The 14,182-nt window shown below is 34.2% G+C and carries 10 protein-coding genes; 4 read left to right on the top strand and 6 right to left on the bottom strand.

The genetic code is table 11. The annotated features are described in order from the left end of the window. Positions 1–16 precede the first annotated feature (16 nt). Positions 17–805: a leucine-rich repeat domain-containing protein gene (locus tag H6X70_RS13585; protein ID WP_194768232.1), complete on the top strand. Its 789-nt coding sequence runs from the start codon at positions 17–19 to the stop codon at positions 803–805. A gap of 20 nt (positions 806–825) precedes the next feature. On the opposite strand, the gene H6X70_RS13590 is transcribed toward H6X70_RS13585, so the two are convergent. From H6X70_RS13590 to H6X70_RS13600, 3 genes are all read right to left on the bottom strand, one after another. Next, entirely contained in the window at positions 826–1,335 is a 510-nt protein-coding gene (locus H6X70_RS13590) for an acyl-CoA thioesterase (RefSeq protein WP_194768233.1), read from the bottom strand. 290 nt (positions 1,336–1,625) lie between these two features. Beyond that, positions 1,626–2,699 carry a hypothetical protein gene (locus tag H6X70_RS13595; protein ID WP_194768234.1) on the bottom strand — a complete coding sequence of 358 codons (1,074 nt, stop codon included), beginning with the start codon at positions 2,697–2,699 and terminating at the stop codon, positions 1,626–1,628. 277 nt (positions 2,700–2,976) lie between these two features. Further along, positions 2,977–3,912, bottom strand: coding sequence for an SPOR domain-containing protein (locus H6X70_RS13600; protein ID WP_194768235.1), 936 nt, complete (start codon positions 3,910–3,912; stop codon positions 2,977–2,979). A 103-nt stretch (positions 3,913–4,015) separates the two neighbouring features. On the opposite strand from H6X70_RS13600, the gene dprA reads away from it, so the two are divergent. Beyond that, positions 4,016–5,119: a DNA-processing protein DprA gene (gene dprA / locus H6X70_RS13605; RefSeq protein WP_194768236.1), complete on the top strand. Its 1,104-nt coding sequence runs from the start codon at positions 4,016–4,018 to the stop codon at positions 5,117–5,119. A 251-nt stretch (positions 5,120–5,370) separates the two neighbouring features. Here the strand turns inward: dprA and trpS are convergent, their stop codons facing one another. Beyond that, positions 5,371–6,339, bottom strand: a complete 969-nt coding sequence (gene trpS / locus H6X70_RS13610; RefSeq protein WP_194768237.1) for a tryptophan--tRNA ligase — start codon at positions 6,337–6,339, stop codon at positions 5,371–5,373. A gap of 87 nt (positions 6,340–6,426) precedes the next feature. Then, positions 6,427–6,669, bottom strand: coding sequence for a GlsB/YeaQ/YmgE family stress response membrane protein (locus H6X70_RS13615; RefSeq protein WP_194768238.1), 243 nt, complete (start codon positions 6,667–6,669; stop codon positions 6,427–6,429). A 226-nt stretch (positions 6,670–6,895) separates the two neighbouring features. Here H6X70_RS13615 and H6X70_RS13620 point away from each other — a divergent pair, with 226 nt between their 5' ends. Beyond that, complete coding sequence (locus tag H6X70_RS13620; RefSeq protein ID WP_194768239.1) at positions 6,896–7,630, top strand: lysophospholipid acyltransferase family protein; 735 nt, start codon at positions 6,896–6,898, stop codon at positions 7,628–7,630. Between the two features lie 203 nt (positions 7,631–7,833). Here H6X70_RS13620 and H6X70_RS13625 read toward each other — a convergent pair whose 3' ends face one another. Then, on the bottom strand, positions 7,834–10,719 hold the full coding sequence (locus tag H6X70_RS13625) for a triple tyrosine motif-containing protein (RefSeq protein ID WP_194768240.1): 2,886 nt from the start codon (positions 10,717–10,719) through the stop codon (positions 7,834–7,836). Between the two features lie 307 nt (positions 10,720–11,026). Between H6X70_RS13625 and H6X70_RS13630 the strand changes: the two genes are divergently transcribed. Next, positions 11,027–14,173: a SusC/RagA family TonB-linked outer membrane protein gene (locus H6X70_RS13630; RefSeq protein ID WP_194768241.1), complete on the top strand. Its 3,147-nt coding sequence runs from the start codon at positions 11,027–11,029 to the stop codon at positions 14,171–14,173. The last annotated feature ends 9 nt before the right edge of the window (positions 14,174–14,182 follow it).

The following is a 14,182-nucleotide window of genomic DNA, read 5'->3' on the forward strand; positions in this document are numbered from 1 at the left end:
CCAACACCCTTAACTCATGCCAAAATCCAGCAGTTCCATTAGAGAAATTACAAAAGCACCCCTCGATTTTGTAGAATTAAATCTTGATTCTAAACGTTTAAAAGAACTTAATCCAGTAATTAAAGACTGTTTAAATTTAGAAATTCTTTCGCTTCAAGCTAATAAATTAACTTCTATTCCTGATTGGATAGGTGCATTGTCTCAATTAAAAACGTTGGAATTAGGAGGCAATCAATTAGAAAGTTTGCCTGAGGAAATTGGCTCTTTAACCCAATTAAAAACATTGAGTTTAGGTGGCAATCCTATTAAAAAATTACCTGATACCCTTGGTGATTTAAAAAACTTGGAACAACTAAAAGTAGATGATGGACAGTTAACAAGTTTTCCAGACTCTTTGGGTGCCTTAGCAAATTTGAAGGTCTTGGATTTATTTAGAAACCCTATAAAAACCTTTTTAGAAGATGTTTCAGGGTTAGCAAAGCTGACTTCCTTAAATGTCTCTCAAACACAATTGAGTGCGTTTCCAAAAAGCATTTGTTCATTAACAAATTTGGAGTATTTAGCCATAAGTTCGGATGCGATTACAGCAATTCCAGAAGACATTAAAAACCTAAGTCATTTAAAACAATTTGTTTTATCGGGTTGTCCTATTACGGCGTTTCCAGAAAGTATAAGTCTGCTTAAAAATCTTGAAGAACTCAGTTTATACGACACAAAAATACCTGTAGAAAGTGCCAAAAGTCTCTTTGAAAAAATGCCAAACTTAGTTAGGCTAGAGCATCCAGACGCGTATCTTTCACGCTAGAAACTATTTTTGAAAACCTTTTACTCAAATAAAGCCTTTAACTCGGTGGCGTCTTGAGGTTTCATTTTTCCGGCTAGAAGTAAACTCAGTTGTTTTCGGCGTAAAGCAGCTGCAAAACGTTCTTTTTCTAAATCGGATTCCGGTTCCACTTGCGGAACAGCAATGGGTCTGCCTGTTTCATCAACAGCCACAAACGTGTAAATGGCTTCGTTGGCTTTGGTGCGCTCGCCAGATTCGCGGTCTTCAATCCAAACATCAATAAACACTTCCATAGAGGTTTTAAAAGCACGCGACACTTTAGCTTCAACAGTAACCACACTACCTAAAGGAACGGCTCTATTAAACGCGACGTGGTTTACAGAAGCCGTTACTACAATGCGTCTAGAATGTCTTCTAGCGGCAATACTAGCAGCACGATCCATTCTAGCTAACAATTCGCCTCCAAACAGATTGTTTAAAGGATTGGTTTCACTTGGTAGCACCAAGTCGGTCATTATTGTTCTAGATTGTTGAGGTGTTTTTGTTGTCATCTCCGTGTTTTTAAAGTGCAAAGGTACTGCGATTTATGCGATTTTTTTGGGTTTACAGTATTTCGATGGGATTTTTACCAACTATGAATTGTTACCCGTTATTTGTTTGTAATCTACCTTGTAATACCTGTTAATTTTTTTCATAAAAAGTAACATTTACAAGAATTTGTTACAGCAATTAACTTCCGTTTATGTCATTATTGCTGGTTTTAATCTTAAAAAAAGTGCGTAGATGTGGTTTATTTCTGAAGGCTTTAAAATTGATAAAAATGCATCATTTTACGAAAATTCTAGTAGCCTTTCTTTTTAATACCAAATCGGTACTGAAGTCCTGTTAATATAAAACGCTGGGCATCCGAAAGGCTATATTCCCCTCTAAACATCCAATTTTTATTAATTTGTAGATTAAACCCCATTTGAAAGGTAACGGTTTGAACAAGGTCTTTTTTGATGTTATAATCTATTTCTGTTGTAAACACACCGCTATCATTAACCTTATCTTCAATGGTTTGCAAGGCTTGATTTTGAGCTTGTAATTTTATTCTTTCTGAAGCTGAGGTGTTTGGGTTGTCTATAATGTCTTGATTGCTTGCAATTTTACTATCTACAGTTTCATTAAATTTGGTGTCTATATCGGGGAAAACTTCGTTGAATTTAATATTTCCTGTACTTCCTCGGGCGCCAACAAAATCTCTGTACATCACACCAAGATACGGGGCAATAGTAAAGTCTTTATTCTTTTTTGAGAGCTTAAAATTATGTCCAAATCTTCCTGAGAGTGTCGCGTAGCCAATTTGATTATCTAGTAACTCGGTGCTAGTTCTAGAATAGTTAAAATCGATGCTCGTAAAATAGCCATGCCATCCAAAAATGGTGGTAGCTCCAATACCATAGGAAAATGCATCAAAATTTACATGTGATGAGAATTCTGGGAGCTGTAAGATAATTTCACCTTCCAAATCTTTCCAGGTTGGTTGGAGCGATACATTGGTTCCTCCTGATACTGTTGATACCAACGCGTAAACATTTAGAAAAGGTAATATCCAAGCGTCGGCTCTAAAATTTAAACCATTAGTTGTCGCACTAACCTGTTTGAAGTTTAAGGTTTCAACGTTTACAATATTTGTGAGATCATGACCATCAATGGATAAACCAAATTCTGTGATTTCTAAATCCATGAAGGTGTTCACATAATTTAAATTCAAACCAAACGGAAGCTGAAGCTGGTCTGCCATGCCACGTTCTGCTACTTTATCTCCCCAAATAGGTAACACATAAGGAAAAGTTATAGAGTCTTGAGTTTGGGCTAAGGATTTAACGGGTAAGTATAGTGTAACAAGAAATAGAACTATAAATCGCTTCATATTAAATACGCGGTTTGATACATGGTTTTATGCGCTCTAAAGTAATTAAAACTGTGCACTTCAGTAAAAAATATTTTATTTAAGTTAAAAATAGGTCTTGAATTTTAACTTTTGAAGATCGTGGGTAGGTGTGAAAACATCAGGTATTTCTGAATTAATTACCTGATTTTATTATGTGTACTAAATAAATCACACGTAAGTGTACAAAAAACTAAGCTGTATTTTAGAATCAGCTTGCGTGTTATAAAAAGGGTGTTTAAAATGGTGGTTTTGAGTCTTAATCTAAGGCTTTTACCAACAACCAAGCATCAGAATTATGCGTGTTTTTAATATTACGCAAAGCTTTTAAAGCGTCTAGTCGGTCTTCGTAACTCGCATAAACCACTTGGTGTAAACCGTATTTGTTTACGCCAATTTTTCTTGCGCTAAAACCTTCAGATTTTAGTTCGTTAACTTTTTTATCGCAGTTTTCTTCAACTCTAAATGCCCCAGCAATAATGTGGTAATTTCCAGTTTGTTTGGTCACATTTATGGTTGCTGCAGGAAGCGGATTTAAACTAAAAGTCGCTTGTTGTATTTTGGTATCCAATTGTTTTGTCGCTTCTTCTTGTGCTAATTGATTATGTGTTTCAATTTGATTCACATAGAAGTTAGAAGCCCCAAATCCGCCTAAAGTCAAAGCAATTAAGGCTACTGCCGCATATTTTAAATACGGTTTAGACTGGCGTTTTTCTGGCGTAACAGCAATAGGAATAACTTTCTCGATTTTTTCAACCTCTTGTTTTAAAACTTCACGAGTTACAGCAGGTGTTGTAAATTGTGATAAGCCAAAAGCATCGGTTAAATAATTAAGTTGGTAAGTTGGTTCAAATAAAATTTTACCTTCTTTATTAAAAACAATGTCGCCAATGTTTTTAAAAGTAAGCGTTTCGCCTTGTGTTAAATACGATTTTATAATTCGAACACGTTTGGCAATTTTTTTGTTTGCAACTTCGAAAGGGATTTTTTCTACATCGGCAATATAATGTGCTAATAAGCCATCGTTTTGCTGAATTTGCTCATTAAAAGACAATACTTTTTTAGGCGCATGAAAGGCATTGGTGTCGGCATTTATGGTTGCCGATACAGATTGTGTTAAAAATGCACCAAATTCTGGAATGGTAACACACTCATATCTATAGAGTAAGTCGCTAATGTAAGTTTCTAATTGCATAACTCAAAGTTATAAAATTATAGTTTTATATGAAATTTAGGCTTAACTATTTATTAACAGTGTGAAAATTAATTTATTTTAGTTTAAAAATCAATGAGATAGGATGACAGAAAATGATTTGCTTTACACGCTTGCGCTCCAGCATGTACCCAATATAGGCGATGTAACTGCTAAAAAACTAATTGCCCACTGCGGTTCTGCGGAAGCTGTTTTAAATGAAAAAAAGCACAATCTGCTTAAAATTGATGGGATTGGACAAGTTATTTTGAGTGAATTGCATAAACCACATCATTTAAAGGAAGCCGAAAAAGAACTTACATTTATTAGAAACAACGCGATACAAGTATCTTATTTTGAATCTGAAACGTATCCTGAAAAGCTTAAACATTGTATTGATGGCCCCATTTTATTATTTCAGTCGGGAAAAATTAATTTAAAGCAGCAGCGTATTATTAGTATTGTTGGCACTCGAAAAATTACAACAAACGGTGTGGCTTTTTGTGAAGATTTAATTGAACAGCTTCTGCCTTATAATCCTGTTATCGTTTCTGGTTTTGCCTATGGTACCGATATTACAGCACATAAAGCAGCGATGAAACACGGCTTGCAAACGGTGGCTTGTTTGGCGCATGGATTAAACCAAGTGTACCCTAAAGTGCATAAAAAGTATATGGTAGGTATGGAAGAAAACGGTGGTTTTTTCTCCGATTTTTGGAGCGATGCTGTTTTTGATAGGAATAATTTTTTAAAGCGAAACCGGGTGATTGCCGGTTTAAGCGAAGCTACTATTGTTATTGAATCTGCCGAAAAAGGCGGAAGTTTAGTAACAGCCGATATTGCGAATTCTTATAACCGCGATGTTTTTGCCGTTCCCGGAAGAACCACCGATAGTCAAAGTTTGGGCTGTAATAATTTAATAAAACATCAAAGAGCACACATGCTTACCACGCCAGCAGATGTGCCCTATATTTTAAACTGGGAATTAGAGGATGCTAAAAAACCAGCCATACAAAAACAACTTTTTGTGGAATTAGATGCTTCGGAAAAATCGATTTATAGTTATTTAAAAGACAACCAAAAACAGTTATTAGATGTTATTGCTTTAGAATGCCAGTTGCCAATTTTTAAGGTAGCAAGCATTCTATTAAATATGGAGTTAAAGGGTGTTGTGAGGCCTTTGCCAGGGAAGCTGTTTGAGGTGATTTAATTCCTGCGAAGGCAGGAATCTTATTAGCAATACTTAGGTTTTTAAAAGTTTGTTGTCATTCTAACGAAATATGAGGAAGAATCTGTTCGTGTAACTATTGAAACGCTAGTTACACAAAGGTTCACAGAGTTATTTTTCATCTAAACATTATGAAAACCAAAAACGTTCAAAATCAACAGAAAATAATTCTATTGAAGTCGAACGTTTTAAATCTGGTATTTATATTTATAAGATTCCTGTTTTCTCAGGAATTAGAAGCCTACTTTTTCACGAACCCTTCCTAAAACCTCGTTTGCTACCAATTTTGCTTTTTCGGCACCAATGGTTAAAGCGGCATCAATTTCGTTGAGGTTATTCATATAGTAATTATAACGCTCGCGTTGAGTAGCGAATTTTTCAACAACTAATTCATATAATGCCTGTTTGGCGTGACCATAACCATAATTGCCGTTTTCATAATTGGCTTTCATGGTTTCTATCTGTGCCTCATCAGCTAATAATTTATAAATGGCAAAACAGTTACAGCTTTTCCAATCTTTTGGGTCTTCAAGTGCTGTACTATCGGTTTGAATGGCCATAATTTGCTTGCGCAATTTTTTATCGGTTTCAAAAATATTAATGGTGTTGTTTCTACTTTTACTCATTTTTTCACCATCAATCCCTGGAATAAGCATGATGTTTTCTTCTACTTTTCCTTCAGGCAATACAAAAACCTCTCCCATTTTAGCATGGAATCTAGAGGCTACATCGCGGGTCATTTCAATATGTTGCAATTGGTCTTTTCCAACAGGAATAATATTGGCATCATAAAGTAAAATATCGGCTGCCATAAGCATAGGATAGGTAAAAAGCCCTGCATTAACATCTTCTAATCTATCGGCTTTATCCTTAAAACTATGCGCTAAGGTTAAACGTTGGTACGGAAAAAAGCAGCTTAAATACCAAGACAACTCTGTAGTTTGTGGCACATCGCTTTGTCTGTAAAACACAGTTTTTTCAATGTCTAATCCAAAAGCTAACCAAGTCGCGGCCACCGAGTAAGTGTTTGTTCTTAAGGTTTCTGCGTCTTTAATTTGTGTTAAAGTATGCAGGTTTGCAATAAATAAAAAGGATTCGTTTTCAGGATTATTAGCCATGTCGATGGCTGGAATAATTGCGCCTAAAATGTTTCCTAAATGTGGTGTTCCTGTACTTTGAATGCCTGTAAGTATGCGTGCCATATATTTTTTATAAAGCGCAAATTTAAAGATAAGTTGGACAATAAAAAAAGTGGCAGACGCCACTTTTAAAAATAAGCTCTAATATGTTTACTTTTTAAATAAGCTGGCGATAAATAATATAACGCAAGCACCAATGGCACCGGTTAAAACATCACCAATAAAGCCATCGATAAAAGAAATGCCAAGTGTGGCAAATAACCAGTTACCTACTAGTCCGCCAATAATACCAATAACGATGTTTAGTAAGATTCCGAATCCGCCACCTTTCATTAAATTTCCAGCTAACCAGCCAGCTAGTGCTCCAATTAGTAAAGCATAAAGTAATCCCATAATATCTATTTTTAGTGAACTCGTTTTGACTTTTTCTATTTCCTAAAAAATGTTTAAAATTCACCCATATTTTGCTGTTTTTATTAGCCGTAGCGCTACTATGACTTTCTAAAAACACCTCATCTGGTCAAATTTTATTTCATTTTCGGTTAAACATAAAAAGTCAAGATGAGTTCAGTTAGTATGTTTTAAAGATAATCAAATTATAATAGTATTTTTGAAGCTTATGAAAATTCTGAAATACATATTTTGGATCCTCTACCGTATTTGGTTTTACATTTTAGTGTGTTTGCCAATACTTATCTTGTTTCCGTTTTTAATACTATCTATTTTAAAGGAATCTTGGTATCCTTTCTTTTTTAAGTTGGCGCGTATTTGGGCGAAATTTATTTTAATAGGCATGGGCTTTGTTCCAATTATTAAACGTGAAGAAGCTTTAGAAAAAAGCAAAAGCTATATGTTTATTGCTAATCATACCTCTATGGCAGATATCATGCTCATGTTGGTTACGGTTAAAAATCCTTTTGTGTTTGTTGGGAAAGCCGAGTTGGCTAAAATTCCGTTATTCGGATTTTTTTATAAGCGTACTTGTATTTTGGTAGACCGCAGTTCGGCAAAAAGCAGGCATGCTGTTTTTTTAAGAGCTCAAAAGCGCTTAAAATCGGGTTTAAGTATTTGTATTTTTCCTGAAGGAGGTGTGCCCGAAGAACATATTGAATTAGATACCTTTAAAGATGGGGCTTTTCGACTGGCGATTAATCATCAAATTCCAGTGGTGCCATTAACGTTTGCCGATAATAAGAAGCGATTTTCCTTTACTTTTTTTAGCGGAAGCCCTGGTCGTATGCGTGTGAAGGTGCATAAACTTATTCCAACCAGTGGTTTAACAACTGAAGACACCAAATGGTTAAATAACAAATCTCGTGAGGTTGTTTTGAAACAGTTGGCGGTTTTTCAGTGAAAAGTGAAAAGTGAAAAGTGAAAAGTGAAAAGAATTTTCTTAACTACCTAGATTAAAAATAGAATTTATACTTTTTAAGAGCCAAGAGTGCATATATAAATATACTGTTTAAATCCAATTATTCACATGTGATTGCTCACAGAAAAATACAATTTGAAATCGTTTTTTTAGCTATGTTTAGCTAGTTTTTCAAATGAAAACCTTTAAATATTCATTAAATAGCCTGTTAAATTTTGTTGTCTTTTTAGCTCTAGTTTTTTCCGAAGTCGGTAACGCGCTAATTCAACGCCTCCAGTAGAAATATTCATAACTTCAGCAATTTCTTTAGTCGACATATTTAAAAGCAAATAGGTGGATAAATCCAATTCTCTAGGAGAAATTTTAGGGTGTTTCTCTTTAAGCCGTTTTAAAAAATCGAAATGCACATTTTTTATGTGTTTTTCTAAATCTTTCCAGCTGCTATCATTATTAATTTCTTTTATAATACCGCTTTTTAGCTTTTCAAATTTATTTTTAGTGGCTTCATTTAACGCATCTGTTTCAATGGCTTTTAGTTTGTTAACAATTCCTTTTAGCAGTTTGTTTTGTTTGGCAATTTGCAAAGAGTTGTTTACCAGTTGCTTGTCTTTAGTTAATATTTTTGTTTGTAGTTTTTCGTTTTTTAAAGCTTCAATTTCTTTTTCTAAATGGTGTTGCTGTTTAATAATTTTAGACTCTTTTTCAAGGTATAATTTACGCTGCTCTATGGTTTCGTAATATTTGTTTTTTCTAATTTTTAATTTGGCATTTCTAGATGTTAAATAGAAAGCAAGGGCAATTATTAACAAGTAAGCTAAATAGGCTAAAAAATGACGGTACCATGGCGGGGCAATTGAAAAGGTTAATAGTGCTTCTTTTGAGGATACACCATAACTGTTTTTAGCTTTAATTTTCATGGTATATTGGCCCTCCCTAAGGTTGGTGTATTCCTTCATGGTAGTGTTGGACCAGTCACTCCAATGTTTGTCGTAATCCACCAATTGGTAACTGTATACCACGGTGTTTGCGTTTTCATAAACAGGTGCCGCAAATGTGAATTTTATATTGTTTGCACTATATGGAAGCGCTAACTCGGGAGTTTTAGTTTTAAGGTTACCAAGATTAAGGGTTTTCTCGCCATATGAAAAACTTTTAATGCTCAGCAAAGGCTTTGTGGTATAATCTTTATTGAAATCGAAATCGAAATGCGCCAAGCCATCGGTTAGGCCAATAAAAACATTGTTTTGATCTAAAGTGTAAACCGAAATATAATTAGAAACGAGGTTGTCTGTTAATTTTGAAAATGGAGCTGTTATATCTTCATAGTTTAAAGAGTCTGTTTTTTTTAGCACGCCTAAAGATTCCTTGTAATTGTACCATAAATTCCCGTTAAGGTCTTCTGTAACAGAGTTTATTAGGGGTTTGTCTTTAAATAAATTGGAGATATTTTGATCTAAAATAAATGTATTTTGATTTTTTTCGTACCGATAAAACTTATTATTAGTTTGAAAATAAACGGTGTTATCAATTTTTTGAATGCTATGTATGTCATTTGTGTTTGGAGCTAATTGATTGATAACTTTTTGAGTATTTACATGCTTAAAATCTTTAGATAGATTGAGCTGATAAATTAAATTTTCTTTAAACACCCATAAATACGACTCCGATAACTCGTAAGTATTAGATTCTTTATCGAATCCAGATATTTGATCGATGTATTTTATGCCCGTATCTGTTTTTTCAAATAAAGCAAAACCATCATAATTCGCACCAATTATAAAGTTTGTATTACTAGGAATGGTTTTAAAATTATAATAGCCTTTGGAGTCTAGTGTATTTACTACTTTTCCGCCTTCAATAACTAAAGCCCCTTGGTTGTTTGCGCAAATTAATTGATTATTTATAACTTGTACATTCCAGCTTTGTGCTGTGGTTCCTTCAACTAAAACAAAACGATCGTCCTCGTTAAAATTGCTGCCCCAAGGATGGTAAAATACGCCCTGATTGGTCGCAATGTAAATATTGTTTTTGTAAATGGCAGTGCCATAAACGGTACTAATGTTATAGTTTACGCCAAAGAAAGTAAGCGGCGAATTTTCATTTATATAGGTGATACCGTTATCTAAGCCTAGCCAAATATTGTTTTGGTTGTCGACAAATGAACTTAATATGGTGTTGTTTTGAAGTCCCTTATCTAAATTTAAATGTTGAATAATTTCGCCATCGGTATTAACAATAATCATTCCGTTTAAAACCGTGTTCAATGCGATCGTATTATTATTGTATGTGGTGCCGCCTAGCGAATTATTTTCTTTTAAAAAGTCGTTGGCCTTAGTTTTCCACGGGGTAACGGTTTTGAAATCGTAAATAAATGCGCCTTTTTTTAGGGTGGTAATGAGTAGGGTGTTATTAGGCATTTTAAAAAGTCCCCAAATTTCTGTTTCGTTTAAAACATCTGTGCCCTTAAGTTTTTTTAAGATACCATTTTGGTATTGATGCAGACCAAATTTAGTGTCTTGTAAATATAAAATATCATCTATTTTAAATGAAAATTGAAATTGGTGTGGTGCTTCTAAGTAGTTTATACTGTTACTTTCTTTATTGTAAATGAAGGCTCTTTCGAAGGATTGGAAAATAATTTCATCATGCATCATATGAATTTTCCAAATGTGACCAAACTCTAATTTGTTAGCCTCTTCAATTAAAGGGGTAAGTGTCTGGTATTGGAGTATTCCGTTTTCATCCGATTCAAAATAACCCAAGTCATTATAGCTACCCACATAAATTCTGCCACTTTCAGAATCAATATTAAGGGCACGAATGGAGCTGCCTTTGGGAAGTTGATGATTTTGCCAAGTTACACCATCAAACTGCAGTAAACCTTTGTTGTTAGCAAAATAGATGTTGTTTTTCTGGTCTTGAGCAATATTCCAGTTTTGAGTTCCGGCGAGATAATCTGTTTTCTTAAAGTTTTTAATATTAGGGATGCCAAGTGTTTTAACCTGAGTGTAGCTAATTAGACTATTTAAGAAAAGGCATATTGAAAAAATAAATTTTAAATAAGTGTGCATTTTAAAAATGGTTTTATTTAAAGAATTACATGTGTTTTTTTATTTAACAAAGGAGGGATTTTTGGCTTATTTATCTAATATACATGAAATCTTCAATTTGTAGTATTAAATTAATATTTAATATTTAATTAACAATCTATTTTTTAAAATTAAATCACTGAAATTCAGTTAACTAATTTTGTTTTGATGTGTTTTTGTAAATGTAATATTTTATTTTGATGTGTTTTTGTTACAGGTTTAAATGTGAGAATATGAAAATTTAAACCTTATAATTGTGACAAATTAATAAACAATAACTTGAAAAATTATGAAAATTAAACTAAACAAATCTTTGATTTTTTGTGTTTTGTCTATTCTCTATTCTAGTTTAACATGGGCGCAGTCGCTTAATGTAACTGGAGAAGTTTATGACGTAGACGGTGTGCCAGTAACCGGGGCTTCCGTTTTAATAAAAAACACGCTTAATGGAACTGTTGTCGATTATGATGGTAAGTTTCAATTGGAAGTGCCTAAAACAGGCATTTTAGTAATAAGTAGTATTGGGTATGTTACTCAAGAAATTCCTGTAGCAGGACAAACGCAATTAAAAGTTGTATTGAAGGAAGACGTTGAAAGTTTAGATGAGGTCGTTGTCGTGGGGTATGGAACCCAAAAGAAGAGTGTTGTAACTGGAGCTATTTCTGGAGTTAAATCATCCGATTTGGAAGATATGCCAATTACTCGTGTAGAGCAAGCTTTACAAGGTCGTGCTTCTGGTTTAACCATCGCAGCAAATTCGGGACAACCTGGTTCGGCTTCAACAATTCGAGTAAGGGGTATAACTACCTTTGGTAATAACGAACCACTTTGGGTAGTAGACGGTGTTGTGGTTGATGCCGGAGGTATTGGTTATTTAAACCAATCGGATATTGAGTCGATTGAAGTTTTAAAAGATGCAGCTTCTCAAGCCATTTATGGGGCGCGTGCAGCAGCAGGGGTTATTCTTGTAACGACTAAAAAAGGTAAAGAAGGCAAACTTTCTGTTAATTATAACGGTTATACAGGGGTGTCTGCACCAGCTAGAAAGTTAGATTTATTAAATGCTAGAGAGTATGCTACTTTAATGAACGAGAAATACGCTAATGGATACAATAAAGCCATTAACGGAAATTTCCAATTGCCTTTTGCTAATCCAGATGCTTACGGAGAAGGAAGCGATTGGCAAGATGCTATTTTTAACAATAGTGCACAAAGACAAAACCACGAGTTTAGTATTAGTGGTGGTAATGAAAAATCTATATTTTATGCCTCTTTTGGGTTGTACGATCAGGAAGGTATTGTGTCCAGCAATATTTCTAATTATAACAGAAAGAGTATTCGTTTAAACTCAACTCATAAAATATCAAAAGTTATTACTTTCGGTCAAACTCTTGGTTACTCTCATGAAAAAAATATAGGTATTGGAAATACAAATAGTGAATTTGGAGGGCCTTTAAGTTCAGCAATAAATTTAGATCCTATTACACCTATTGTAGAGCGCGATCCAAATTTGGCTAATGCAGCACCTTATAACAGAGCTGAAGGTGGAATTTTTAGAGATGCAAACGGTTATCCATACGGTATATCTTCTTTAGTAACTCAAGAAATGTCTAATCCTTTAGCGTATGCACAAACCAGATTAGGAAATCACAGTTGGGCAGATAATTTTGTTGGGAATGCTTATTTACAACTTGAGTTTCTTGATGGTTTAAAAATTAGAAGTACCATTGGTGGTAAATTAGCATATTGGGGTGATGAAAATTTCACACCTGTAGCGTATTTAAATTCTACTTATATCGTTCCAGAAAACAGTTTGTATAGAAGTTCTAACAAAGGTTTTGGTTGGAATGTAGAAAATACGGTTTCGTATACCAAAAGCATAAACAATCATAATTTTAGTGTTTTAGTTGGACAAGGTGTTTATGTTGAGAATATAACCGATGGCCATAATGTAACTTATAAAGATCTGCCAATTGATAGTTATAAGGATGCTTCTTTTAATTATGATATTCCTTCAGATCGTATAACCGCTTCTGGGTACACTAATGCCGAGCATATTGTAACTTCATTGTTTTCTAGATTAACTTATGATTACAAAGAAAAATATTTGCTAACTGGTATTATACGTCGAGATGGTTCATCTCGTTTTGGATCTAACAACCGTTACGGAGTGTTTCCTTCGTTTTCTTTAGGTTGGGTGCCTACAAATGAAGATTTCTGGCCAGAAAATGATGTTTTAAATACTTTAAAAATTAGAGGAGGTTACGGTGTAACGGGTAGTGATGCTATTGGAGATTTTAGGTATTTAGCCACCATTGGAGATGGAAGGAACTATACTGTTGGAAACGGTTATGATGGCGCAGTAACCATTGGTAATAGTCCAAACGCACCATCTAACCCAGATTTAAAATGGGAAGAAACATCGCAAACCAACATTGGTTTCGATTCTCGATTTTTTAATACCATCACACTTAGTTTAGATTGGTACACTAAAAAAACTACAGGGATTTTACAGGATATTACCTTACCAGGTTACGTAGGTTCTGGGAGTCCTGCAGGAAACGTAGCAGATATGGAAAACCGTGGTATCGATATTGAATTGGGTTACAATAAAACCTTTGGAGATTTTAACATCTCTTTAAATTCTAATTTATCATTGTTAGAAAACGAAGTAACCTATTTAGGTAGAGATGTTGATTACTTAACCGATGGGACACAAACCATTCAATCCAGTAGCTACCCAATTACAAGAACCCAAGTTGGGCAACCTGTGAACTCATTTTTCGGATTTAGAACGGATGGGATTTTTCAAAATCAAGCAGAAATTGATGCTTATGTAAACGAATCGGGTAGCCGTATTCAACCAGATGCTGTTCCTGGAGATTTCCGTTGGAGAGATGTAGATGGAAATGGAACAATTGATGCTGACGACCGTGATTTCTTAGGAAGCTCTATTCCTAAATTCTCTTACGGATTAACATTAAACTTGACGTATAAAAATTTCGATTTCTTAATTTTTGGTCAAGGCGCAGGAGGAAACAAAATCTTTCAAGGTTTAAGACGATTAGATATAGGAAATGCCAATTATCAAACTGCTGCTTTAGGAAGATGGACCGGAGAAGGTACATCAAATACCTTTCCTAGATTAACATCAAACGATACCAATAAGAACTTTAATAACCCGTCTGATTTTTATTTAGAGGATGGCGATTATTTCCGAATTAAAACCATTCAATTAGGGTTTTCTATGCCTAAAAATGTTATAGAAAAAATAGGTATGCAAAACCTTAGACTTTATGTTACGGGCGAAAACCTATTCACTTTTACAAAATATACAGGTTTCGATCCAGAAATTGGTGGCGGTGTTATGGGAATAGATAGAGGATTTTATCCACAAGCTATTTCTGGGTTATTAGGATTAAATGTAACATTTTAAAAAAGACGA

It is taken from the genome of Tamlana sp. I1 (assembly GCF_015355625.1).
In the GTDB taxonomy this organism is placed as follows: domain Bacteria; phylum Bacteroidota; class Bacteroidia; order Flavobacteriales; family Flavobacteriaceae; genus Pseudotamlana.

What these genes read in the sequence shown, in the direction of transcription:
- trpS (WP_194768237.1), bottom strand. Translation starts at nt 6,339, where the DNA reads ATGGCACGCATACTTACAGGCATTCAAAGTACAGGAACACCACATTTA.
- H6X70_RS13625 (WP_194768240.1), bottom strand. Translation starts at nt 10,719, where the DNA reads ATGCACACTTATTTAAAATTTATTTTTTCAATATGCCTTTTCTTAAAT.
- H6X70_RS13615 (WP_194768238.1), bottom strand. Translation starts at nt 6,669, where the DNA reads ATGGGATTACTTTATGCTTTACTAATTGGAGCACTAGCTGGCTGGTTA.
- H6X70_RS13585 (WP_194768232.1), top strand. Translation starts at nt 17, where the DNA reads ATGCCAAAATCCAGCAGTTCCATTAGAGAAATTACAAAAGCACCCCTC.
- H6X70_RS13620 (WP_194768239.1), top strand. Translation starts at nt 6,896, where the DNA reads ATGAAAATTCTGAAATACATATTTTGGATCCTCTACCGTATTTGGTTT.
- H6X70_RS13600 (WP_194768235.1), bottom strand. Translation starts at nt 3,912, where the DNA reads ATGCAATTAGAAACTTACATTAGCGACTTACTCTATAGATATGAGTGT.
- dprA (WP_194768236.1), top strand. Translation starts at nt 4,016, where the DNA reads ATGACAGAAAATGATTTGCTTTACACGCTTGCGCTCCAGCATGTACCC.
- H6X70_RS13595 (WP_194768234.1), bottom strand. Translation starts at nt 2,699, where the DNA reads ATGAAGCGATTTATAGTTCTATTTCTTGTTACACTATACTTACCCGTT.
- H6X70_RS13630 (WP_194768241.1), top strand. Translation starts at nt 11,027, where the DNA reads ATGAAAATTAAACTAAACAAATCTTTGATTTTTTGTGTTTTGTCTATT.
- H6X70_RS13590 (WP_194768233.1), bottom strand. Translation starts at nt 1,335, where the DNA reads ATGACAACAAAAACACCTCAACAATCTAGAACAATAATGACCGACTTG.